Origin of the sequence: Microbacterium salsuginis, from assembly GCF_012524205.1 — a bacterium.
Lineage (GTDB): Bacteria > Actinomycetota > Actinomycetes > Actinomycetales > Microbacteriaceae > Microbacterium > Microbacterium salsuginis.
Map to the genome: position 1 here is coordinate 456537 of NZ_JABACI010000002.1, position 22427 is coordinate 478963.

The following is a 22427-nucleotide window of genomic DNA, read 5'->3' on the forward strand; positions in this document are numbered from 1 at the left end:
TGTCTCCTCTGCGACGGCGGTGTCGAGGTGGTTGTGCCCGAGTGGTTCGTGTTCTATATTCGAACGCATCGTTCTTATTCTGAACAGATCGTATACGACGCCTCCAGCTCCGGCAATACTCGGCCGGCGCGAGGCGTCAGCAACGTCTCCGGAAGGAACCCCACCGCATGATCGACGTGAAGCCTCGTGAGGGAGCGCCGGCGTCGCAGACCCTGAGCCGTGGCATCCGCATCCTCGAGGTGCTCGCCGACGCACGCGAACCGCTCTCGATCGACGAGGTCGCTTCCCGCCTGGCAGTGCATCGCTCGGTCGCCTACCGGCTGCTGCGCACCCTCGAAGACCACGGCCTCGTCGCGCGCGACTCCGCCGGACGCGTGCTCCTGGGCTCCCGGCTGGCGGCGCTCGCAGCCGGCGTGGCGCACGATCTGCAGGCCGAGGCGCTGCCCGAGCTCACCGCGATCGCCAACGAACTCGGCATGACGTGCTTCCTCGCGGTGCTCGACCACGACGAATGCGTCACTCTCGCCTCGATCGAACCGCGTCATGCGGTCGCCTCGGTCGCGCAGCGGCCGGGCACACGGCATCCGGTCACCCGCGGCGCCCCTGGCAAGGCGATCCTGTCCCTGCTCCCGCATGGCTCGTGGCCGGCTGACGTGCCGGCATCGCTGAAGGAGGAGGTGACGGATGCCGCGGCCCGCGGCTGGTTCGACAGCCACGACGAGGTCATCCCCACCCTGCGTGCCGTGGCGGTGCCGCTCTCACTGCGCGGCAGGGGACCCGCTGCGATCGCTGTGGTGTACCTCGCGAGCCATCACGACGACGCTGAGATCGCCGCCCGGCTCGGCCGTTCGGCCGCGGCGATCCGCGAGGCGCTCGGCGGTTAGGCCTTCGCGACCGAGAAGTCCTCGACCAGCCGGGTGTCGGAGGCTGCCACGCGCTGCGGAACTCCGGCGAACGCCTCGGCCCGGGCATCCGATGCCAGGTACTCCTTCTCGCGGGCGAGGAAGGACTCGGCGTCGCCCTCAGCGCTGACGGCCCACACGAATTCGTTGGTCTCGCGGATGCCGTACGCGAAATCGATCGCGAAGCCCGCGGCGGGCCGCACCTTCGGCATCCAGGCTTCCCACCACGCGACGAAGGCGTCGTACTCTCCCTCGACGAGCGTGTACCGGCGCAGCTGAATCGTCCTCATGTCTCCCATCATGGCCGAAGTCCTATACTCGATTCGTCCGGTGGCATCGTCGCCCGCCGGTGCTCGAAAAAAGGGCACGCAGCGCGCACGCGCGAGACACATACGGCCTCATCCTCCGTCTGACGTCTCCCAAGGGGTTTGCTCATGCCCACCGTCTCTGCCCACGTCGCCCTCACCCTCGCGCGCCACATCGACCACGTGTTCGGCGTGATGGGCAACGGCAACGCCTACTTCCTCGATGCGCTCGAGCGCTCGACGGACGTGCACTTCACCGCCGTGCGCCACGAGGCCGGGGGCGTCGTGGCCGCCGACGCGTTCCATCGCGCCTCCGGGCGTCTCGCCGCCGCGACGGCGACCTACGGGGCCGGCTTCACCAACACCCTCACGGCCCTCGCCGAGGCGGTGCAGGCGCACGTGCCGCTCGTGCTCGTCGTGGGCGACGAGCCGACGTCGGGCCCTCGCCCGTGGGACGTCGACCAGATCGCGCTGGCCTCGGCCGTCGGCGCGCGCACGTACACCGTGGGACGAGCGGATGCCGCGGCCACCACCGTCATCGCGATCGAGCACGCGCTCACCTACCGCCTGCCCACCGTGCTCGCGATCCCCTACGACGTCGCGGCGCGCGACGCCGGGCCTGTGCCCGAGGCGCCGCAGCCGCGTCTGCCGGACCCGCTCGCGCCGACCGGAGGGTTCGCGCAGGCGACGGTGCGTGAGATCGCCGAGGCGCTCGCGGGCGCGCGCCGGCCCTTCCTGCTCGCCGGTCGTGGCGCCTGGATCTCGGGTGCCGGCGATGCGCTCGGCGCCCTCGCGGACGCCACCGGTGCGCTGACGGCGTCGACTGCGCTGGGGCGCGGTGTGTTCCCGCGGGCCGAGTTCGATCTCGGGGTCACGGGAGGGTTCGGAGCCGAAGGCGCCATGGGCCTGGTTCGCCAGGCCGACGTGGCCGTCGTGTTCGGGGCATCCCTCAATCAGTTCACGATGCGCTTCGGTGACCTGTTCGCGCCCGGCACGCGCGTGTTCCAGGTCGACGTCGCGCCCACGGCGACGCACCCGCACGTCGCGGGCTACGTGCGCGGCGACGCGCGGCTGGTCGCCGAGGCGATCGCGCACGAGGTCCGCGCGATCGCGGCCGAGCCGAGCGACTGGCGCGAGTCGGTCGACATCGCCGAGGCGCGGCGTCACGAATCGGGCGACGCGGTCGCTTCCGACGGGCGGCTCGACCCCAGGGCTGTCGCGAGCCGCATCGCCGAACTGCTGCCCGCGGAACGCGTGGTCGTCTCGGACGGCGGTCACTTCATCGGCTGGGCGAACATGTACTGGCCGGTCGCCTCGCCCGACCGCATGATGATGGTCGGCACCGCGTTCCAGTCGATCGGGCTGGGCTGGCCCTCCGTACCCGGGGCGGCGCTGGCGAAGCCCGGATCGACGATCGTCCTGACCACCGGCGACGGCGGCGGGCTGATGGCACTCGCCGACCTCGAGACGGCGGTGCGGGTCGCCGGCGGCCGCGGAGTCGCCGTGGTGTGGAACGACCGGGCCTACGGCGCCGAGGTCCACCTGTACGGACTCAAGGGTCTCGCCGAAGAGCCCATGCTCATCCCCGAGGTGGACTTCGCCGCGCTCGCGGCGGGCGTCGGTGCCGAAGGCGTCGTGGTGCGCACGCTGGACGATCTCGACCGTCTCGGGACGTGGGCGGCCGAGCCCGCGGCATCCCGTCGGTTCCTCCTGCTCGACTGCCGCATCTCGGCGGCTGTCGTCGCGCCCTATCAGCAGGAGATCATCCGGGTGAACAGCTGAGGCCGCCTGCGCAGGCCCTCGGTCACTCCCCGCGGAACGCGGGCGGTCGCTTCTGCTGGAACGCGGCGAAGCCCTCGCGGTAGTCGGCGGTGGTGCGCAGCGCCTCCTGCCCGCGGGACTCCTCGGCCACGGCATCCCACAGCCTTTCGTCGCGCATGCGCCCGATGAGGCGTTTCGACGCGAGGAACGCCGCGGTGGGGCCGGATGCCGCGCGCCGGGCACGCTCGCGTGCGAAATCCAGCAGCTCGTCCGCGGGCATCGCCCGGCTGAACAGCCCCGCGGCGACGGCGTCCGCGCCACTCAGGAGGTCGCCGGTGTAGATGAGGTCGAGCGCGCGGTGGGCACCCAGCCGCTCGTACAGCAGCGCGTGGCCGCCGGAGTCCAGCAGCGCCCCGAGATGGGCGAACGGCGATCCCACCTTCGCGTTGTCGGCGACGTACACGACGTCGGTCGCGATCGCGAGCCCGAGCCCCACACCGAGACAAGCACCGTGAACGGCCGCGAACGTCGGCGCCGGAAAGCCGGCGATGCGACGCATGAGCCGCTCGACGGCGCCGAGGTATCCCGGAACGTCGTCGGAGTCGGGGTCGACGCCGGCGATGTCGCGCCCGGCGCAGAACGCGCGGCCCTCGCCGCGCAGCACGAGTGCGCGGACCCCGGATGCCTCGGCCTCGGCGTACGCGGCATCCATCTCCTGCAGCGCGTCGAGCGAGAGGGCGTTGAGCTTCTCAGGCGCGTTCAGGGTGATCTCGGCGACAGCGTCGTCGATGGCGAGGTCGATCACGGCGGAGGTCCTTTCGACGCGTCACGCATCCCAGTCGACGCTGACGGCGTCGCTGGTCGGCACGGACTGGCAGGTGAGGATGAGGCCGCGCTCGAGCTCATCGGGTTCGAGCGCATGATTCTGCGCCATGTCGACCGTGCCCTGGCGCAGGACGGCGCGACACGTGCCGCACACACCGCCCGCGCAGGCGAACGGCACGTCCCCGCGGGTGCGCAGGGCCGCAGCGAGGATCGTCTCACTCGCCGACACCGGTGTCGTCACCGTCCCGGACGTGCCGTCCAGGCGGAACGAGATCGTGCGCACCGGCTCGCCGGGGGTGACCTCGACGGGCGGCGGTTTCGGTCCCGCGTGCTCGTCGCGACCGGTCGAGAACAGCTCGACGCGGATCGCGGAGGCCTCGACCCCGAGCCGCAGCAGCACCGCCCGCGCCCGCTCGACCAGCTCGAACGGCCCGCACAGGAACCACTCGTCGACCGTCTCGGGCCGCAGCACCCGCGTCAGCAGGGCCTCGAGGCGCTTCTCGTCCAGGCGGCCCGAGAAGAGATCGGCAGGACGGCGCTCCCGCGTGAGCACGTGGTGCAGGGCGAGCCGCGCGGGGTAGCGATCCTTGAGGTCGGCGAGCTCGTCGATGAACATCGCATCCACAGCGGTGCGATTGGAGTAGACCAGGTCGAACGTGTCATCGGGGCGCTCGCCCAGGTGGTGCTCGATGAGCGCCATGATCGGCGTGATCCCCGAGCCGGCCGCGATCGCAGCGAACCGCGCAGGGCGGTCGTAACGGCCGTGCGGGGTGAAGTGACCGTCGGGGCTCATCACCTCGATGACGTCGCCGGCCGTGAGGTGTTCGAGGGCCCACGTCGAGAACGCGCCGCCGCGCTCGCGCTTGATCGCGACGCTGAGGGTGCCCGGCGCGCCGGTGCCGGCGGGCGCGCGGCAGAGCGAGTAGCTGCGCCGCACCTCGGCGCCGTCGAGCGTCATGCGCAACGCGATGTGCTGGCCGGGTCGGTAGTCGAACGCTTCGGCGAGCTCGGCCGGAACGGCGAAGCCGACCTCGATCGAGTCGGCCGTGAGCGGGCGCACCGACTCCACCGTCAGCGGATGGAAGACGGCCCGGCGCCGGCCTGCGGACGGCGCTGTCTCGGCAGGCGCGCTCACGGCGGTCGGAGAGGTGGTCGCGGCCGTCATCACAGCTCCTTGAAACGGTCGAACGGCTCACCGCACGACTGGCACTGCCACAGCGCCTTGCACGAGGTGGATCCGTAGCGCGAGAGCTCCCGGGTGTGCAGCGACCCGCATTGCGGGCACCGGATGCCGAGACCCAGTGCCACGATGCCGTCCGCGCCGCGCGGCCGGGGCGGCGCGATCCCGAACTCCTCGAGCTTGCGGCGGCCTTCCGCGCTCATCCAGTCGGTCGTCCACGCGGGGCTCAGCGTGACCTCGACCCGGGCGTCCCGGCCCCGGGCCGCGAGTGCGGCGACGATGTCGGCGCGCAGCGCGTCGACGGCGGGGCACCCCGAGTACGTCGGGGTGATCTGCACCACCGCGACGTCGCCGTCGAGGCGCACGCGGCGGAGCATTCCGAGGTCTTCGATGGTCAGCACCGGCAGTTCGGGGTCGACGACGGTGGCCGCGGCATCCCACACGTCCGCCAACTCAGGCTCGGCGGGACGCGGGCGTGCCTGCATCTCGAGCGCGTTCACCACGTCGCCCCCGGATGTGCGCGGGCGAGAACCTGCATCTCGCCGAGGAGCCGGCCGAACTGCTCGGAATGCCACCCTTCGCGGCCGCCGCCGCGGGCGAACGGCACCTGCGGAGCCGCGAGGCCCGCATCCTCGAGCACGGCCGTCGCGCCCGCGAGAACCTCGTCGCGCAGGGATTCGGGCGAGACCGCGATGCCGTCCAGGCCCGCGGTCGCCGGATCCGCGTCGAACAACTCGCCGACGAACGGCCAGAGGTCCGCGAGCGCGCGGGTCATGCGGCCGTGGGACTCATCGGTGCCGAGGCCCAGGCGCAGAGTCCACAGCGTCGCGTGCTCTGCGTGGTAGGCCACCTCTTTGACGGCCTTGGCGGCGATGGCGGCGAGCGACGGGTCGGCCGAGGCCGCGAGGCGCCGGTACAGCGCGCCGAAGTACAGCGACGCGACGAGCTGCCGCAGGATCGTGAAACCGAAGTCGAGCCCGCTCTGCCCGTTCGGCAGCTCGAACAGCCAACGACTGCGGAACTCCGGCTCATCGCGGAAGTACGCCAGGTCGTCCTCCGTCTTGCCCCACGCCGAGCCGGCGTAGGCGAGGAAGCCACGCGCGTGACCGAGCAGGTCCAGCCCGATGTTGCCGAGTGCGACGTCCTCCTCGAGTTCTGGCGCGTTCGAGATCCATTCGCCGAGGCGCTGCGCCAGCACGAGAGCGTCGTCGCCGAGCCCCAGCGCGTAGCGTGCGACGGCATCCGCTGCCGGTTGCGCAGGAGCAGCGGGCGTTTCGGTCGAACTGTTCGACTGCAGCAGAGAAAGGCGGTCGGTCATCGGGGCCTCACAGGTGCGGCACGTCGGCCGAGGCCGTGTACGCGGTCGGGTAACGGTAGTCCTTGCCCTGCGGCGACTCGAAGAACGCTCCGCGGGCGTCGGGATCGGATGCTGCGATCGCGGTCGACGGAACGACCCAGATCGAGACCCCCTCGCCCCGTCGCGTGTACAGGTCGCGCGCGTTGTGCAGCGCGAGCTGCGCGTCGGGCGCGTGCAGCGACCCCGCGTGAACGTGCGAGAGTCCGCGCGACGAACGCACGAACACCTCCCACAGCGGCCAGGTCTCGGCCGCGCCGGCGCCGGGCGCGCTCATGACGCCACCTTCTCTCGAGCCTGCTGCTTCTCGGCGTAGGCACGGGCGGCCTCGCGGACCCACGCTCCGTCCTCGTGCGCGCGGCGGCGCTTGGCGATGCGGATGCTGTTCGCCTGGCCGCGGCCGGCCAGGACTTCGCGGAACTCGTCCCAGTCCAGATCGCCGTAGTCCCAGTGCCCGCGCTCCTCGTTCCAGCGCAGGTCGGGGTCGGGCAGGGTCACACCGAGGATCTCGGCCTGGGGCACGATCATGTCGACGAACCGCTGGCGCAGGTCGTCGTTGGAGAAGCGCTTGATGTTCCACGCCATCGACTGCGCAGAGTTCGGCGAGGCGTCGTCGGGAGGCCCGAACATCATGAGGGCCGGCGCGTACCAGCGGTTGACGGATTCCTGGGCCATCACGCGCTGGGCTTGGGTGCCGTTCATGAGGGCCAGCAGGATCTCGAACCCTTGCCGCTGGTGGAACGACTCCTCCTTGCAGATGCGGACCATCGCACGGGCATACGGACCGTACGACGCGCGGCACAGCGGCACCTGGTTGCAGATCGCGGCGCCGTCGACCAGCCATCCGATCGAGCCCATGTCCGCCCACGTCGGCGTGAGGTAGTTGAAGATCGACGAGTACTTGGCCTTGCCGGTGAGCAGCTGCTCGTACATCTCCTCGCGCGGCGTGCCGAGAGTCTGCGCGGCCGAGTAGAGGTACAGCCCGTGACCGGCCTCGTCCTGCACCTTCGCCATCAGGATCGCCTTGCGCTGCAGGCTCGGTGCGCGCGTGATCCAGTTGCCCTCGGGCTGCATGCCGATGATCTCGGAGTGCGCGTGCTGCGAGATCTGCCGCACCAGCGTGCGCCGATAGGCGTCGGGCATCCAATCGGCGGGCTCGACCTTCTGGTCGGCCGCGATGAGCTCCTCGAAACGCGCGGGGCCGGCCTCGTCGAGTTCGCGGGCTGGTGTCGCCGTGGTCATGCGCGCCTCCTTGCGCTACTTACCGTTCGTTCAGTAATGCTACTCTTGCGTTCCATGACGGGCAACACGGCCGCAGCCGATGCCGCGACGTTCCGAAAAGGGAACGGCCGCACCGACCGCGCGCCGTACGACCTCGACACCGTGCTCGACATCGCCGTCGCGACGTTCAACGAGCGGGGCTATGAAGCCACCTCGATCAGCGTGCTCGCCGAGCGCCTCGGCACCAGCAAGTCCGCGCTCTACTACCACGTGAGCGGCAAGGAGGAGCTCCTCCAGCGAGCGCTCGACCGCGCCTTGGGCGAGCTCGAGGCGGTGCTCGAAGCATCCGTTCCCGGCGACGCCGCCGACCACCTGGAGTTCGTGCTGCGCGGGGCCGTGCGCGTGCTCGTCGAGGAGCTGCCCTACGTCACGCTCCTGCTGCGTGTGCGCGGCAACACCGACATCGAGCGCGACGCGCTGCGCCGGCGCCGCGAGTTCGACCATCGCGTGTCGCAGCTGGTCGAGGCCGCGCACGCGGAGGGCTCCCTGCGCGCCGACCTCGACCCCGGCACGACCTCGCGCCTGCTGTTCGGCATGATCAACTCGATCGTCGAGTGGTACCGCCCCGGCGGGCCGCTGGATGCCGCGGCCCTCGCCGACGCCACCGTCTCTGTCGCCCTCGACGGCCTCCGCGCCCGCTGATCTCCCCGCGCTCCGCGCCCGAACCCCGCACCAGGTCGCGAAAACACCAGCCCGTCACCCGACACGCCGGGGCGTGGGGACCTTCGCCGGCGCGTCGCCGTGACCGACTGGTGTTTTCGCAACCGAGGACGACGGGCGGCGCTACTCCTTGGCGACGAGGGTCAGCACGTCGTAGGTCGCCACGACCTCGTCGCGCTGGTTCACCAGCACGGCGTCCCAGCGCACCTCGCCGTACTCCTCGCTCTCGCGGGGGCTGATCTGCTTGGCGGTGAGCGTCACGCGCACCTCGTCGCCGGGTGACACGGGCGTCACGAACCGCAGGTTCTCGAGACCGTAGTTGGCGAGCACCGGACCAGGATCGGGGTCGACGAACAACCCCGCGGCCCACGACAGCAGCAGGTAGCCGTGGGCCACGCGTCCGGGGAAGAACGGATTGGCCGCCGCGGCCTCCTCGTCCATGTGGGCGTAGAACGTGTCGCCCGTGAACTCGGCGAAGTGCTCGATGTCGTCGAGGGCCACTGACCGCGGCGGCGAGACCACACGATCGCCCACGCGCAGCCGGGCGAGCGGCTTGCGGAAGGGATGGATGCCGTCATTCGTCGTCGCCCCTGCGCGCCATTGTCCGGTCAGCCGCGTGAGCACCTCGGGCGAGCCCTGCAGAGCCGTGCGCCGCATGTAGTGCAGCACCGACCGCATGCCGCCGAGCTCCTCGCCGCCGCCGGCGCGCCCCGGACCGCCGTGCACGAGGTGCGGCACCGGCGAGCCGTGGCCGGTCGACGTGCGCGCGACCGAGCCGTCGAGCACGAGCACGCGTCCGTGCCACGGCGAGATGCCCGCGACGAGCGTGCCGACCACGTCCGGATCGGCCGAGCACACGGTCGCCACCAGCGACCCGCCGCCCAGGTTCGCCAGTCGCACCGCGTCGTCGAGGTCACGATAGCCGAGCACCGACGCGACGGGTCCGAACGCTTCGATGTCGTGGACCGCCGGGGCCGAGGCATCCCGGAACCGCAGCAGGATCGGCGACACGAAAGCCCCCTCGCCGGCACCGGCGCCGGCGACTTCGGGCTCGTCGAGCGAACCCACCACGATCTCGCCACCGCCCGCCACGAGGTCCATGACGCGCGCCCGCACCTCATCCCGCTGCGCGAGGCTCGCGAGCGGCCCCATCGTCACGCCCTCGGCACGCGGGTCGCCCAGCACGACCTTCGCGGCGAGTCGGTCGCGCACCGCCTCGATGACATCGTCGACGGATGCCTCAGGCACGAGCACGCGCCGGATCGCCGTGCACTTCTGCCCGGCCTTGGCGGTCATCTCCGTCACGACGGAGGCCACGAAGGCGTCGAACTCGGCCGTGCCGCGTACCGCGTCGGAGCCGAGGATCGCGGCGTTGACGGAGTCGGCCTCGGTGGTGAGCGACACACCCCGGACCACGACGGCGTCGTCGCGCCGCAGCATCCGTCCCGTCGATGCCGACCCCGTGAAGCCGACCGCGTCCCCAGCGTCGAGGAGGTCGAGGAACCCGTGCGCGGATCCGATCGCGAGCTGCAGTGACCCCTCGGGCAGCAGACCGGAGTCGACCATGACCCGCACCGCCGCCTCGGTGAGGTAGGCCGTCGGCGTCGCCGGCTTGACGATCGTGGGAACGCCGGCCAGGAAGGCGGGGGCGAACTTCTCGAGCATGCCCCACACCGGGAAGTTGAAGGCGTTGACCTGGAACGCGACGCCGGGCAGGCGGGACCACAGGTGCTGACCGCCGAAGCTTCCGTCGCGCGCGAGTCCCTCGGGGGCGCCGTCGACGAGCGTCGTGGCGTTGGGAAGCTCCCGCCGGCCCTTCGAGGCGTAGGTGAAGAGCACGCCGATGCCGCCGTCGACGTCGACCACGCTGTCGCGCGCCGTCGCTCCGGTCTGCGCGCTGATGGCGTAGAGGTCGTCTTTCGCCGCGGTGAGGGCCTGGGCGAGCGCCTTGAGGATGAGGGCGCGGCGGTGGAACGGCAGATCCCCGAGGGATGCCTGGCCCATCGTGCGTGCATGCTCGACGGCGGCAGCGAGGTCCGGCGCGCCGCCCATGCGTGCGACGGGAGCCCCTGTGGAGGCGTCCTGGAGGAGGGTCGTGCGGGTCGCATCGGGCACCCGCCACGCGCCGGCGATGTACGACTCGAGCAGCGGCGTCTCGGCGCCGTGCTCCCCGGTCTCGGTGGTCGCGGACTCGGGCGCGGGAGTGTCGGCGCCGATGGGGGTTTCGAGGGTCATGCGTTCTTCCTCTCCAGCCGCTGGTCGAGCCATGCGGTCATGCGCTCGTGTTTGGCGGGCGAGCCGAAGCACTCCGCCTGCGCGGCGTCGGCGGCGGCCCGCGGGTCGTCGGTGGGGTCGTCGATCAGGCGCTTCGTGTGCCGGATCGCGAGCGGATCCCGCGCCGCGATGCGATCGGCCAGCGCATCGGCCGCGGCGTCGAGCGTGGCGGGCGGATGCACTGCGGTGACGAGCCCTGCGGCGAGGGCCTCGTCGGCGCCGATGACGCGACCGGCGAGCAGCATCTCCTTGGCGAGAGGCTCGCCCACGAGCCGGGGCAGCCGCCACGTCGCACCGGCGGCGGGCACGATGCCCAGCGACGGCTCCGGGCTGCCGAAGCGCGCCCGATCGCTCGCGATCCGGAGGTCGGCGGCGTACGCGAGCTCGGCGCCGCCCCCGAGAGCCCACCCGTCGACGGCGGCGATCACCGGCATGGGCAGCCGGGCGATGCGGTCGAACAGGCGCGAGTTGATGCCCTCGAGCGCGTCGGCGGGGGTGCGGTCGCGCAGCTCTGCGATGTCGGCGCCGCCCGCGAAGACGCCGTCGCCACCGGCGATCAGCAGGATGCGGGGATCGCGCTCGAGCTCGTCGCACACGCCGTGCAGCTCGTCGACCATGGCCTTGTCGATCGCGTTGCGCGCGTCGGGGCGGTGCAGCCGCACCCAGACCCGGTCGGCCCGGTTCTCGCGCAGGATCGTCGGCATCGGCATCCGTTCGTCATCGTCGACCGCGAGCGCCATGGATTACTGAACGCTCGTTCTGTACGATGATCGCACAGCACCGCGGACGGCTCAACGCCGAGCGGGGAGGATCCGGCATGGACGATGTCTACGCGACCGCGCAGGGACGCCGCATGATCGAGGCGGATGCCGCATCCGCCGCACTCGGCATGCGCGTGGTGCGCGCGCAGCCGGGCCGCGCGATCGTGCGCATGACGGTGCGCGCCGACATGCTCAACGGCTTCGCGGTGGCCCACGGCGGGCTCGTCTTCGCCCTTGCCGACACCGCGCTCGCACTCGCGTGCAACGAGACGGATGCCGTCACGCTGGTCGCAGGAGCCGACATCGCCTTCCTCTCCCCCGCTCGCGAGGGCGACGAGCTCGAGGCCGTCGCCGAGCGCCGGACGATCGAGGGCCGGTCGGGCCTCTACGACGTCCGGGTCTCGGCCGCCGGGCGTGTGGTCGCCGAGCTGCGGGGCCGCACCCGCACCACCGGCATGCCCCGACCCTGACCTCACCGCCCCCGACCTGACCTCACGGCCCCGACCCCACCGCCCCAGCTGCGAAAACACCAGTCCGTAACCCGACACGCCGGGGCGAGGCATCCGCCACCGGCGTGTCGCGGTTATCGGCTGGTGTTTTCGCAACCGCGGACGCGGGGTGCGTCAGGCCTTCGAGAGCCCGTAGATCGGGCTGACCGACTGCTCGGCCTCGTGGTCGGGGCCCAGCGGGATGCCGCTGCGGTCGCGCAGCAGCAGCGTCGCGATGAGTCCGAGCATCGTCATGCCTGCCAGGTACCAGGTCACCGCGGTGGTCGAGCCGGTCTGCTGCACGAGCCACGTCGCGATGGTCGGGGCGAACGCACCGCCGAGGATGGCGCCGATGGCGTACGAGATCGACACGCCGGAGAACCTGATGGACGCCGGGAAGAGCTCGGAGTAGAGCGCCGCCTGGGGGCCGTACGTGAAGCCGAGGCCGATCGTGAGGATCGCGAGCCCGAGGAACAGCAGCCAGATGTTGCCGGTGTTCACGAGCGGGAAGAGAGCGAACACACCGACGAGCTGCAGGATCCATCCGGCGATGTAGGTCGTGCGGCGTCCGAGCCGGTCCGAGATGAAGCCGGCGGCGAGGGTCGACAGCAGCCAGGTCACGGCCGAGCCGGTGACGGCCCACAGCACTGGTCCGCGCTCGAGGCCGAGCGGCCCGTCGGGGTTGGTCGAGTAGCCCTGGATGTAGCCACCGGTCGTCATGTACCCCACGGCGTTGTTGCCCGCGAAGACGAGAGCGGCGATGAGCACCAGCAGTGCGTGCTTGCGGAAGAGCTGGACGATCGGCATCCGCGCCTTCTCCTTGCGCTCGGCGAGCTCGGCGAACACCGGGCTCTCTTCGACGCGGCGGCGGACGTAGTAGCCGACGAGGATCAGCACGACGCTGAGCAGGAACGGCACGCGCCAGCCCCACTGCAGGAACTGGTCACCGGGGGCGATCACGGTCATGAGCGCCATGACGCCCGATGCCAGCAGCAGGCCCAGCGGCACGCCGATCTGCGGCGACGCGCCGAACGCTCCGCGACGCGACTTGGGCGCGTGCTCGACCGCCATCAGCACCGCGCCGCCCCATTCGCCACCCGCCGAGATGCCCTGCAGGATGCGCAGCAGCACGAGCAGGATCGGCGCCGCGATGCCGATCGCCTCGTACGTGGGCAGCACACCGATGAGCGCGGTCGCCGCGCCCATGAGGATCAGCGTCCACATCAGCACGAGCTTGCGCCCGTACTTGTCGCCGAAGTGACCGGCCAGGAACGCGCCGAGCGGCCGGAAGAGGAAACTCACGCCGACCGTCGCGAAGGCGATCAGGGCGCTGTCGGCGCCGAGCGGGGCGAAGAACAGCTGCCCGAACACCAGCCCGACGGCGGTGGCGTAGATGAAGAAGTCGTACCACTCGACGGTGGTGCCGACGATCGTCGCGAAGACGACGCGCCGCCGGTCGACGGATGCGGCGATGGTGCCGGTGGGCGTGAAGCCCTCGGAGGGTTGCGGGGTGCTCATGTGCGTGACTCCTGTGTCTGTGCGTGACGTCGTCGTCTCCGGTGGACGGATCGGGATCGCTTGCCGGAACGTGGACGATCATATACGATTTCGGATACGACGCAACAGGTCGCCGGAGTGAGGGAGCTCAGTGGACGAGAAGATGGATGCCGCACCCCCGTCGAGCACGGAGGCCCCGAGCGATCCCCGGTTCGCCGCCCTCCTCGGCCGGCCCGGCAAGATCATCGCGATCCACCTGAGCTACGCGTCGCGAGCGGATCAGCGCGGACGCCGGCCGCAGCATCCGTCGTACTTCTTCAAACCGTCGAGTTCCGTCGCCGCCTCCGGCAGCACGATCGAGCGGCCGGCGGGCACCGAGCTGCTCGCCTTCGAGGGCGAGATCGCTCTCGTGATCGGCGCGCCGGCACGGCGGGTTCCGCTCGCTGCGGCGTGGTCGCACGTCGCAGCCGTCACCGCCGCTAACGACTTCGGCCTGTACGACCTGCGCGCGAACGACAAGGGGTCCAACGTCCGGTCCAAGGGCAGGGACGGCTACACGCCGATCGGGCCCGCCCTCATCGACGCCCGTGCGGTCGATCCGACGGCGCTGCATCTGCGCACGTGGCGCAACGGCGAGCTCGTGCAGGACGACACGTCGGCCGGCATGATCTTCCCGCTCGCCCAGCTCGTCGCCGACCTCTCGCAGCACTTCACGCTCGAACCGGGCGACGTGATCCTCACCGGCACCCCCTCCGGCTCGTCCGTCGCCGTGCCCGGCGACGTGATCGAGGTCGAGGTCTCGGTCGACGGCGGACCGACCACAGGCCGGCTCGTCACCTCGGTCGTGCAGAGCGAGGACGGGTTCGATCCCGAGCTCGGGTCCCTTCCCGCCGCCGACGACCTGCAGCGCACCGAGGCGTGGGGCTCACCCGAGGCCGTACCGGTCGTCGAGCGCGGGAGCGCCGCGACCGAGACGGAACGCGCTGAGGATGCGAGCGGCGTTTCGTCTCGCTTCGCTCGCTCAACGACCGAGGCGGGCGGGAGCGCCGCGGCCGAGAGCGCCCTCTCGACCGCTCTGCGTGCCAAGCTCGAGGCCGCGCCGGTGGCCGGGCTGTCGGCGCAGCTGCGCAAGCGCGGGCTGAACAACGTGCACATCGACGGCGTCTCGCCGCTGCGCCCGGCTGCCCAGAACGGCGCTCCCCTGAACGGTGCTGCGAAGCTGGTCGGCACCGCGCGCACGCTGCGCTTCGTACCGAACCGTGAGGACCTCTTCGCCTCGCACGGCGGCGGCTACAACGCGCAGAAGCGCGCGTTCGACGCCGTGGGCGAGGGCGAGGTGCTCGTGATCGAGGCCCGCGGCGAGACCGGCTCGGGCACGCTGGGCGATGTGCTCGCGATCCGGGCGCACGCGCGCGGCGCGGCCGGCATCGTGACCGACGGGGGCGTGAGGGATGCCGCGGCCGTCGCCGCGGTCGGCATCCCGGTGTACTCCACCGGCGTGCACCCCGCCGTGCTCGGCCGCAAGCACGTGCCGTGGGACGCCGACATCGCGGTGGCCTGCGGCGGGGCGACCGTGCTCCCGGGCGACGTGGTCGTGGGCGACGCCGACGGCGTCATCGTGATCCCGCGCGCGATCGCCGAGGAGGTCGCCGACGCCGCGCTCGCGCAGGAGGACGAGGACGCCTGGATCGCCGCGCGCGTCGCGGAGGGGCATCCCGTCGACGGCCTCTTCCCGATGAACGCCGAGTGGCGCGCGCGCTTCGACGCCGACCGCGCGGGCGAGGAGTCACGATGAAGACCGAGCCGCTCACGTCGCAGAGCAAATCGCAGCGCGCCTACCACTGGATCAAAGAGCGCATCGCACGGCAGGAGTACACGCCGGGCTACCGGCTGGTGCTCGGCGCGATCGCCGGCGACCTCGACATGAGCGTCGTACCGGTGCGCGAGGCGATCCGCCAGCTCGAAGCCGAGGGCCTCGTGACGTTCGAGCGCAACGTCGGCGCGCGCGTGTCGATGGTCGACGACTCGCAGTACCGCTTCAGCATGCAGGCGCTGTCGATCCTCGAGGGCGCCGCCACCGCGCTCGCGGCACGCCGGCTGACGGCCGACGACATCCGCAACGCACGCCGCATCAACGAGCTGATGATCGAGACGCTCGAGCACTTCGATCCGCGCGCGTTCACCTCACTGAACCAGGAGTTCCACGCGGCACTGTTCACCAAGTGCGCAAATCCGCGCATGCTCGAGCTCGTGAATGCCGAGTGGGCGCGGCTCGGCCATCTGCGCGACTCGACGTTCAGCTTCGTGCCGGGCCGGGCCGCCGAATCCGTGCGCGAGCACGAGAACATCGTTCAGCTCATCGAGTCCGGCGCGCCGCTGGGCGAGATCGAGAAGGCCGCCCGCCGGCACCGGTCGGCGACCCTCGACGCGTACATGATCCACGAGCACCCCGACGAGGCGCTCGGACTGCCGGCGTTCTGACCTCCGCGGACGCCGGGCCACCGGCATCCGTCACCATCCCTCCCCACGAAGGAGCACCCCATGACCGACACCACCACCGCGCTCGATGCCCGGCACGTGCCCGAAGGCCTGCCCGACCGCATCCAGCACTACATCGACGGCGAGTTCGTCGACTCGGCCGACGGCGACACGTTCGACGTGCTGGACCCGGTGTCGAACGAGACCTACGTCCAGGCTGCTGCAGGCAAGAAGGCCGACATCGACCGGGCCGTCGCCTCCGCGCGACGCGCCTTCGCCGAAGGGCCGTGGCCCCGGATGCTGCCGCGCGAGCGATCGCGCGTGCTGCACCGCATCGCCGACATCGTCGAATCACGCGACGCGCGGCTCGCAGAGCTCGAGTCGTACGACTCGGGCCTGCCGATCACGCAGGCGCTGGGGCAGGCGCGGCGCGCAGCCGAGAACTTCCGCTTCTTCGCCGACCTCATCGTGGCGCAGGCCGATGACGCCTACAAGGTGCCGGGCCGGCAGATGAACTACGTCAACCGCAAGCCGATCGGCGTCGCGGGTCTCATCACGCCGTGGAACACGCCGTTCATGCTCGAGTCGTGGAAGCTCGGTCCGGCACTCGCGACCGGCAACACGGTGGTGCTCAAGCCCGCCGAGTTCACGCCGCTGTCGGCCTCGCTGTGGGCGGGGATCTTCGAGGAGGCCGGGCTCCCCCAGGGCGTGTTCAACCTCGTGAACGGACTCGGGGAGGATGCCGGCGACGCGCTCGTGAAGCATCCGGACGTCCCGCTCATCTCGTTCACGGGAGAGAGCCGCACCGGCCAGATCATCTTCGGCAACGCCGCCCCCTTCCTGAAGGGCCTCTCGATGGAGCTCGGCGGCAAGTCGCCGGCCGTCGTGTTCGCCGATGCCGACCTCGAGGCCGCGATCGACGCCACGATCTTCGGCGTCTTCTCGCTCAACGGCGAGCGCTGCACCGCCGGCTCCCGCATCCTCGTCGAGCGCCCGGTCTACGACGAGTTCGTCGAGCGCTACGCCGCCCAGGCCGACCGTGTGATCGTCGGATACCCGCACGACCCCACGACCGAGGTCGGGGCGCTGGTGCACCCGGAGCACTACGACAAGGTGATGTCGTACGTCGAGATCGGCAAGACCGAGGCGCGGCTCGTCGCCGGCGGCGGCCGCCCGGACGGGTTCGAGACCGGCAACTTCGTGCGGCCCACCGTGTTCGCCGATGTCGCGCCGGAGGCCCGGATCTTCCAGGAGGAGATCTTCGGACCCGTCGTCGCGATCACCCCGTTCGACACCGACGAGGAGGCGCTCGAGCTCGCGAACGGCGTGAAGTACGGCCTCGCCGCCTACGTGTGGACCAACGACCTCAAGCGCGCCCACAACTTCTCGCAGGCCATCGAGGCCGGCATGGTGTGGCTCAACTCCAACAACGTGCGCGACCTGCGCACGCCGTTCGGCGGGGTCAAGGCCTCAGGCCTCGGGCACGAGGGCGGCTACCGCTCGATCGACTTCTACACCGACCAGCAGGCCGTGCACATCACCCTCGGCCCGGCGCACAACCCCACGTTCGGCAAGGCCTCGGCTTGACGCCTCGCCGTAGACAAGACACGCAAGGACGCGAAATGACCGACCGCAAAGACATGACCCTCACCTCATCGGGCTTCTACGTCAGCCAGGAGGCGCCGATCCACGCCGCCGACCCGGTGCCGACGCCGACGGCGCCCGCCCCCGACATCCTCCGCTGCGCGTACATGGAGCTCGTCGTCACCGACCTCGCGGCATCCCGGGCCTTCTACGTCGACGTGCTCGACCTCGTCGTCACCGAGGAGGACGAGAACACCGTCTACCTGCGCTCGATCGAGGAGTTCATCCACCACAACCTCGTCCTGCGCCAGGGGCCTGTCGCGGCGGTCGCCGCCTTCTCGTACCGCGTGCGGACCCCGGAGGACCTCGACAGGGCCGTCGCGTTCTACGAGGAGCTCGGCTGCGAGATGCGACGCAACACGGAGGGCTTCACGAAGGGCATCGGCGACTCGGTGCGCGTGGTGGACCCGCTCGGCTTCCCGTACGAGTTCTTCCACGACGTCGAGCACGTCGAGCGGCTCGCATGGCGTTACGACCTCTACACCCCGGGAGCGCTGGTGCGCCTCGACCACTTCAACCAGGTCACGCCCGACGTGCCCCGCGCGGTGAACTTCATGCAGTCGCTGGGCTTCCGCGTCACCGAGGACATCCAGGACGAGGCCGGCACCGTCTACGCCGCGTGGATGCGCCGCAAGCCGACCGTGCACGACACCGCGATGACCGGCGGCGACGGCCCGCGCATGCACCACGTCGCGTTCTCGACGCACGAGAAGCACAACATCCTCGCGATCTGCGACAAGCTCGGGGCGCTGCGCCGCTCCGACGCGATCGAGCGCGGCCCCGGCCGCCACGGTGTGAGCAACGCGTTCTACCTGTACCTGCGCGACCCGGACGGACACCGCGTGGAGATCTACACGCAGGACTACTACACCGGCGATCCCGACAACCCCGTCGTGACGTGGGACGTGCACGACAACCAGCGCCGCGACTGGTGGGGCAACCCGGTGGTCCCGTCGTGGTACACCGAGGCATCCCTCGTCCTCGACCTGGACGGCAACCCGCAGCCGGTCGTCGCGCGCACCGACGAGTCCGAGATGGCCGTGACGATCGGCGCCGACGGCTTCTCGTACACGCGCCCCGACGAGAAGGCCGAGGAGCTGCCCAGCTGGAAGCAGGGCGAGTACAAGCTCGGCCACCAGCTGTAGGGGGACGAATGCTGTCACCTGATGTCATCGCGCAGCTCGCCGACGAGCTCGCCGAAGCCGACCGCACGCACAGCGTGATCCCGCGGATCACGGCACGCCACCCCGACGCGACGGTCGAGGACTCGTATGCGATCCAGGGTGTCTGGCGCGATCGGATGATCGCGGACGGCCGCCGCCTCGTCGGGCGAAAGATCGGGCTGACGTCCAAGGCGATGCAGCAGGCGACCGGCATCACCGAGCCGGACTACGGCGTGATGTTCGACGACACGGTGTACCGCTCCGGCGCCGAGATCCCGGTCGACCGCTTCTCGAACGTGCGCATCGAGGTCGAGCTCGCCTTCGTGCTGAAGGCGCCGCTCGAGGGCCCCGACCGCACCCCCGACGACGCCCTCGCCGCGATCGACTACGCCGTGCCCGCACTGGAGGTGCTCAACTCGCACATCGAGCTCGAGGGGCGCACGATCGTCGACACGATCGCCGACAATGCCGCGTACGGCGCGATGGTCCTCGGCACGGTGCACAAGCGCCCCGACGAGATCGACCTGCGCTGGGTCCCCGGCGTGCTGGCTCGAAACGGCGAGATCGAAGAGACCGGGGTCGCGGCGGGCGTGCTCGGCCACCCCGCGACCGGCGTCGCATGGCTCGCGAACAAGTTCCACCAGCACGGCGCGCGCCTCGAGGCGGGCGAGATCATCCTCGCCGGATCGTTCACCCGCCCCCTGTGGGTGTCGCGGGGCGATAGCGTGCTGTGCGACTACGGACCCATGGGAGTGATCGAATGCCGCTTCGTCTGACGCCGACCTTCCGCACGGCACTGGCCGAGGCATCCGGCCCCCTCGCGGGCATGTGGGTGTGCTCGGGTTCGCCGCTCGTGGCCGAGATCTGCGCCGGGTCGGGCCTGGATTGGCTGCTCATCGACATGGAGCACTCCCCCAACGGTCTGGAGTCGGTGCTGTCGCAGCTGCAGGCCGTCGCCGCGTACCCGGTGACGCCCGTCGTCCGCGTGCCGATCGGTGACGTCGTGACGATCAAGCAGGTGCTCGACCTCGGAGCCCAGAACCTCCTCGTGCCGATGGTGTCGTCGAGGACGGATGCCGAGGCCGCCGTCGCAGCGGTGCGCTACCCGCCACGGGGCACGCGCGGGGTCGGCTCGGCGCTCGCGCGGTCGGCGCGGTGGAACCGCGTCGACGACTACCTGCCCGACGCCGACGCGCACGTGTCGCTGTTCGTGCAGATCGAGACGGCCGCCGGCGTCGACGCGGCCGCCGAGATCGCCGCCGTCGACGGCGTCGACGGCGTCTTCGTGGGCCCGAGCGACCTCGCCGCCTCGATGGGGCTGCTCGGGCAGCAGACCCACCCGGATGTCATCGCGGCGGCCCTCCGCGTGTTCGAGGCGGTGCGCGAGGCGGGCAAGCCGGTCGGCGTCAACGCGTTCGACCCGGCCGCGGCGGACGCCTACCTCGAGGCGGGGGCGTCGTTCATCCTCGTCGGCGCCGACACCGCACTGCTCGCACGCGGGTCGGAGGCACTCGCGGCCCGGTTCACCGGCGCCCGCGGCGAATCCGGCCGGGCCTCGTACTGACGCGTCCCACGCGCCGACCACGGCAGGACGTGGCACAGTGAACGTATGAAGAAGTGGGTCGTGCGATTCGTTTCGCTGCTCGTGTTCAACGTCGTCGTGCTGCTGCTGATCGGGTGGCTCACCCCCGCTCGCGTGGGCTGGGCGGCATTGTGGGCCGGCATCGTGCTGACCGCGATCGTCATCTGGATCAAGCCGCTCGTCGAGAAGTGGTTCCGCTCGATGGCGGCCAAGTCGGCCGGGCGCCGCACCCGCGCCGGCGAGAAGCTGGTCGAGGCGCTCCTCGCCTTCGCCGTGGCGTTCCTGGTCTGGATCGGAACCGTGCTGCTGACCGGTGTCTCTATCGGCGGCGGGATCTTCGGCGCCTTCTGGGGCTACGTGCTGCCGCCCGTGTTCCTCCTCATCGGCTGGGCGATCTACGGCGCCATCGACGACAAGGTCGAGTCGCAGGCAGGGGCTCTGTACGACAAGGCGACGGGCACCAGGACCGCGGCCACCGGATCGTCCGCCCCCGCAGTACCGAGATCCGAGTCTTCCGCCGCCCGAAACGAGCTCAACGACGGCCTCACCGAAGAGCAGCGCCGCATGCTCGACGAACTGGGCAAGTCCTGATTCTCGTCAGCTGTCGATTGCCGGCTCGCTCGATCGTCATCGCAGTGTCACCGTTCCGACGAAAGGACACATCATGCGGTACACCCTTCTCCTGCACTACCCCGAGATGACCCCCGACGACCTCGGCCCCGAAGCGCTGGCCGAAGGCATGCGCGAGTTCGACGCCTACGCCGCAGCACTCGACGCGGCCGGCGTGCTCGTGTCGGCCGAAGTGCTGCAGCCCTCCTCGGCCACCACGACCGTGACCGCCCAGGGCGGCACCCTGCGCGTGCAGGACGGGCCCTTCGCCGACACCAAGGAGCAGATCGGCGGCACCTTCGTGATCGACGTCGACGACCTGGACGCCGCCATCGGCTGGGCCGGCAAGGCGCCCTCGGTGAGCTGGGGCACGGTCGAGATCCGCCCGACGATGACCCGGTTCCACGACGGCGCGTGGACGGCGTTCGCGGGCTGATGCCCATCCTCCCCACGCCCCCTCCAGGCCGCGTGGGCCCGGCCGACGACGCACGGGAGGCGGCCGCGTTCGCCGCCCGTGCGTCGTACGGCCGCATCCTTGCCATGGTCGCCGCGGTGACCGGAGACGTCACGATCGCCGAGGACGCCCTCGCCGACGCCTTCGAGCGTGCGCTGACGACCTGGCCCGATGCCGGCATCCCCGCCAATCCGGAAGGGTGGCTCTTCACCGTGGCCCGCAACCGTCTGCGCGACATGTTCCGCTCCGCGGCGCACCGCACCGGCACGCCCCTCGACGACTCACTGGAGGCGACGCTCGCCGACCCCGACCGGCTCGACGCGTCGGACGTCCTCGAAAGACGCGACGCGATTCCCGACAAGCGCCTCGAACTGCTCTTCGCCTGCGCGCACCCCGCGATCGATCCGGCCATCCGCACGCCGCTCATGCTGCAGACCGTGCTCGGCTTCGAAGCGGCCGACGTCGCGCGGGCGTTCGGGGTGGAGCCGGCGACGATGGCGCAGCGGCTGGTGCGGGCCAAGCGCCGCATCCGTGACACCGGCATCCTGTTCCGGGTGCCGACGCGGGCCGACATGCCCGCCCGGCTCGAGGCCGTGCTCGAGGCGATCTATGGCGCCTACGCGATCGACTGGCTCGACGACGTCCGTCATGAGCAGGCCGGCGATCCGCGCCTGACGATCGCCGACGAGGCCCGCTGGCTCGCGGTCCTGACCGCCAGCCTGCTCGAGGACGAACCCGAGGCGTGGGGTCTGGCGGCCCTCCTCACCTACGCGCAGTCCCGTGTTCCCGCCCGCGCAATGAGTCCCTGGCCGCCCCTGGACGAGCAGGATCCAGCGCTGTGGGATCGCGCTCTCATCGCCGAGGCCGCCGCGCTCCTGCGCCGGGCGTCCGCGCTGGGTCGCCCGCTCGGCCGATTCCAGCTCGAGGCGGCGATCCAGGCCGTGCACTGCGACCGCGCGCGCACCGGCGAGCTCGACGTCGACGCACTCGTGAAGCTGTACCGGGGTCTCGTCGCGATCGCCCCGACCGACGGCGCTCGCGCCGCCCTCGCCGCCGCCGAAGCCCGCCTGGCCTGAGCCGGCCACGCGGGGAGCGGCATCCGCCCCATCCTTCCGCGTAACAATCCGACCTGCGCGGCCAGTCCCGCCGCGCAGTCGTCAAGATGGAATGCACCGGGTCGCGACAGCACGCGCCCGCACACCCGGCCTT

At 71.2% G+C, this 22427-nt stretch carries 23 protein-coding genes; 13 read left to right on the forward strand and 10 right to left on the reverse strand.

Annotated elements, in window-relative coordinates:
• The first annotated feature begins 167 nt into the window (after window positions 1-167).
• Complete coding sequence (locus tag HF576_RS09200) at window positions 168-884, forward strand: IclR family transcriptional regulator (RefSeq protein ID WP_168912496.1); 717 nt, start codon at window positions 168-170, stop codon at window positions 882-884.
• Here the strand turns inward: HF576_RS09200 and HF576_RS09205 are convergent.
• A complete protein-coding gene (locus HF576_RS09205; protein ID WP_168912497.1) occupies window positions 881-1192 on the reverse strand; it encodes a hypothetical protein in 312 nt (103 codons plus the stop codon). The two genes, HF576_RS09200 and HF576_RS09205, sit on opposite strands and share 4 nt — an antisense overlap.
• Before the next feature lie 144 nt (window positions 1193-1336).
• Here HF576_RS09205 and HF576_RS09210 point away from each other — a divergent pair, with 144 nt between their 5' ends.
• A complete protein-coding gene (locus HF576_RS09210) occupies window positions 1337-2989 on the forward strand; it encodes a thiamine pyrophosphate-binding protein (RefSeq protein WP_168912498.1) in 1653 nt (550 codons plus the stop codon).
• Window positions 2990-3011: 22 nt separating this feature from the next.
• Here HF576_RS09210 and HF576_RS09215 read toward each other — a convergent pair whose 3' ends face one another.
• From HF576_RS09215 to paaA, 6 genes are read right to left on the reverse strand one after another with little or no spacing between them, the layout of a single operon-like run.
• The gene (locus HF576_RS09215) at window positions 3012-3773 is read right to left on the reverse strand and encodes an enoyl-CoA hydratase-related protein (protein ID WP_168912499.1); all 762 of its coding nucleotides are present in this window, start codon (window positions 3771-3773) and stop codon (window positions 3012-3014) included.
• Between the two features lie 21 nt (window positions 3774-3794).
• Window positions 3795-4958: a 1,2-phenylacetyl-CoA epoxidase subunit PaaE gene (paaE, locus tag HF576_RS09220; RefSeq protein WP_168912500.1), complete on the reverse strand. Its 1164-nt coding sequence runs from the start codon at window positions 4956-4958 to the stop codon at window positions 3795-3797.
• Window positions 4958-5458, reverse strand: coding sequence for a 1,2-phenylacetyl-CoA epoxidase subunit PaaD (paaD, locus tag HF576_RS09225; RefSeq protein ID WP_168912777.1), 501 nt, complete (start codon window positions 5456-5458; stop codon window positions 4958-4960). The genes paaE and paaD overlap by 1 nt, the downstream gene beginning before the upstream one ends.
• Before the next feature lie 11 nt (window positions 5459-5469).
• Window positions 5470-6291 carry a 1,2-phenylacetyl-CoA epoxidase subunit PaaC gene (gene paaC / locus HF576_RS09230; RefSeq protein WP_168912501.1) on the reverse strand — a complete coding sequence of 274 codons (822 nt, stop codon included), beginning with the start codon at window positions 6289-6291 and terminating at the stop codon, window positions 5470-5472.
• A gap of 7 nt (window positions 6292-6298) precedes the next feature.
• Complete coding sequence (gene paaB / locus HF576_RS09235; RefSeq protein ID WP_168912502.1) at window positions 6299-6604, reverse strand: 1,2-phenylacetyl-CoA epoxidase subunit PaaB; 306 nt, start codon at window positions 6602-6604, stop codon at window positions 6299-6301.
• Window positions 6601-7569, reverse strand: coding sequence for a 1,2-phenylacetyl-CoA epoxidase subunit PaaA (paaA, locus tag HF576_RS09240; RefSeq protein ID WP_168912503.1), 969 nt, complete (start codon window positions 7567-7569; stop codon window positions 6601-6603). The genes paaB and paaA overlap by 4 nt, the downstream gene beginning before the upstream one ends.
• 54 nt (window positions 7570-7623) lie before the next feature.
• Here paaA and HF576_RS09245 point away from each other — a divergent pair, with 54 nt between their 5' ends.
• Window positions 7624-8250 (forward strand): TetR/AcrR family transcriptional regulator, encoded by a 627-nt coding sequence (locus HF576_RS09245; RefSeq protein WP_168912504.1) that lies wholly within the window; start codon window positions 7624-7626, stop codon window positions 8248-8250.
• 141 nt (window positions 8251-8391) lie between these two features.
• On the opposite strand, the gene paaZ is transcribed toward HF576_RS09245, so the two are convergent.
• The gene (gene paaZ, locus HF576_RS09250) at window positions 8392-10503 is read right to left on the reverse strand and encodes a phenylacetic acid degradation bifunctional protein PaaZ (protein ID WP_168912505.1); all 2112 of its coding nucleotides are present in this window, start codon (window positions 10501-10503) and stop codon (window positions 8392-8394) included.
• Window positions 10500-11282 carry an enoyl-CoA hydratase/isomerase family protein gene (locus HF576_RS09255; RefSeq protein ID WP_240948796.1) on the reverse strand — a complete coding sequence of 261 codons (783 nt, stop codon included), beginning with the start codon at window positions 11280-11282 and terminating at the stop codon, window positions 10500-10502. The genes paaZ and HF576_RS09255 overlap by 4 nt, the downstream gene beginning before the upstream one ends.
• Window positions 11283-11359: 77 nt before the next feature.
• Between HF576_RS09255 and paaI the strand changes: the two genes are divergently transcribed.
• Entirely contained in the window at window positions 11360-11773 is a 414-nt protein-coding gene (gene paaI, locus HF576_RS09260; RefSeq protein ID WP_168912506.1) for a hydroxyphenylacetyl-CoA thioesterase PaaI, read from the forward strand.
• A 153-nt stretch (window positions 11774-11926) separates the two neighbouring features.
• Here paaI and HF576_RS09265 read toward each other — a convergent pair whose 3' ends face one another.
• Window positions 11927-13309 (reverse strand): MFS transporter, encoded by a 1383-nt coding sequence (locus HF576_RS09265; RefSeq protein ID WP_168912507.1) that lies wholly within the window; start codon window positions 13307-13309, stop codon window positions 11927-11929.
• A 142-nt stretch (window positions 13310-13451) separates the two neighbouring features.
• Here HF576_RS09265 and HF576_RS09270 point away from each other — a divergent pair, with 142 nt between their 5' ends.
• The 9 genes from HF576_RS09270 (at window position 13452) to HF576_RS09310 (ending at window position 22294) form a co-directional block, all read left to right on the forward strand.
• Window positions 13452-15083, forward strand: coding sequence for a fumarylacetoacetate hydrolase family protein (locus HF576_RS09270; RefSeq protein ID WP_168912779.1), 1632 nt, complete (start codon window positions 13452-13454; stop codon window positions 15081-15083).
• The gene (locus tag HF576_RS09275) at window positions 15080-15769 is read left to right on the forward strand and encodes a GntR family transcriptional regulator (protein WP_168912508.1); all 690 of its coding nucleotides are present in this window, start codon (window positions 15080-15082) and stop codon (window positions 15767-15769) included. Before HF576_RS09270 ends, HF576_RS09275 begins: the two co-directional genes overlap by 4 nt.
• Before the next feature lie 60 nt (window positions 15770-15829).
• Entirely contained in the window at window positions 15830-17353 is a 1524-nt protein-coding gene (gene hpaE / locus HF576_RS09280; RefSeq protein ID WP_168912509.1) for a 5-carboxymethyl-2-hydroxymuconate semialdehyde dehydrogenase, read from the forward strand.
• Between the two features lie 35 nt (window positions 17354-17388).
• Window positions 17389-18555, forward strand: coding sequence for a 3,4-dihydroxyphenylacetate 2,3-dioxygenase (gene hpaD / locus HF576_RS09285; RefSeq protein WP_168912510.1), 1167 nt, complete (start codon window positions 17389-17391; stop codon window positions 18553-18555).
• An 8-nt stretch (window positions 18556-18563) separates the two neighbouring features.
• Window positions 18564-19349 carry a 2-keto-4-pentenoate hydratase gene (locus HF576_RS09290; RefSeq protein WP_168912511.1) on the forward strand — a complete coding sequence of 262 codons (786 nt, stop codon included), beginning with the start codon at window positions 18564-18566 and terminating at the stop codon, window positions 19347-19349.
• Window positions 19334-20137 (forward strand): HpcH/HpaI aldolase family protein, encoded by an 804-nt coding sequence (locus HF576_RS09295; RefSeq protein ID WP_168912512.1) that lies wholly within the window; start codon window positions 19334-19336, stop codon window positions 20135-20137. The genes HF576_RS09290 and HF576_RS09295 overlap by 16 nt, the downstream gene beginning before the upstream one ends.
• 45 nt (window positions 20138-20182) lie before the next feature.
• Complete coding sequence (locus tag HF576_RS09300) at window positions 20183-20746, forward strand: hypothetical protein (protein ID WP_168912513.1); 564 nt, start codon at window positions 20183-20185, stop codon at window positions 20744-20746.
• Window positions 20747-20819: 73 nt separating this feature from the next.
• Complete coding sequence (locus HF576_RS09305) at window positions 20820-21200, forward strand: YciI family protein (protein WP_168912514.1); 381 nt, start codon at window positions 20820-20822, stop codon at window positions 21198-21200.
• Window positions 21200-22294, forward strand: a complete 1095-nt coding sequence (locus tag HF576_RS09310; protein ID WP_168912515.1) for an RNA polymerase sigma factor — start codon at window positions 21200-21202, stop codon at window positions 22292-22294. The genes HF576_RS09305 and HF576_RS09310 overlap by 1 nt, the downstream gene beginning before the upstream one ends.
• The last annotated feature ends 133 nt before the right edge of the window (window positions 22295-22427 follow it).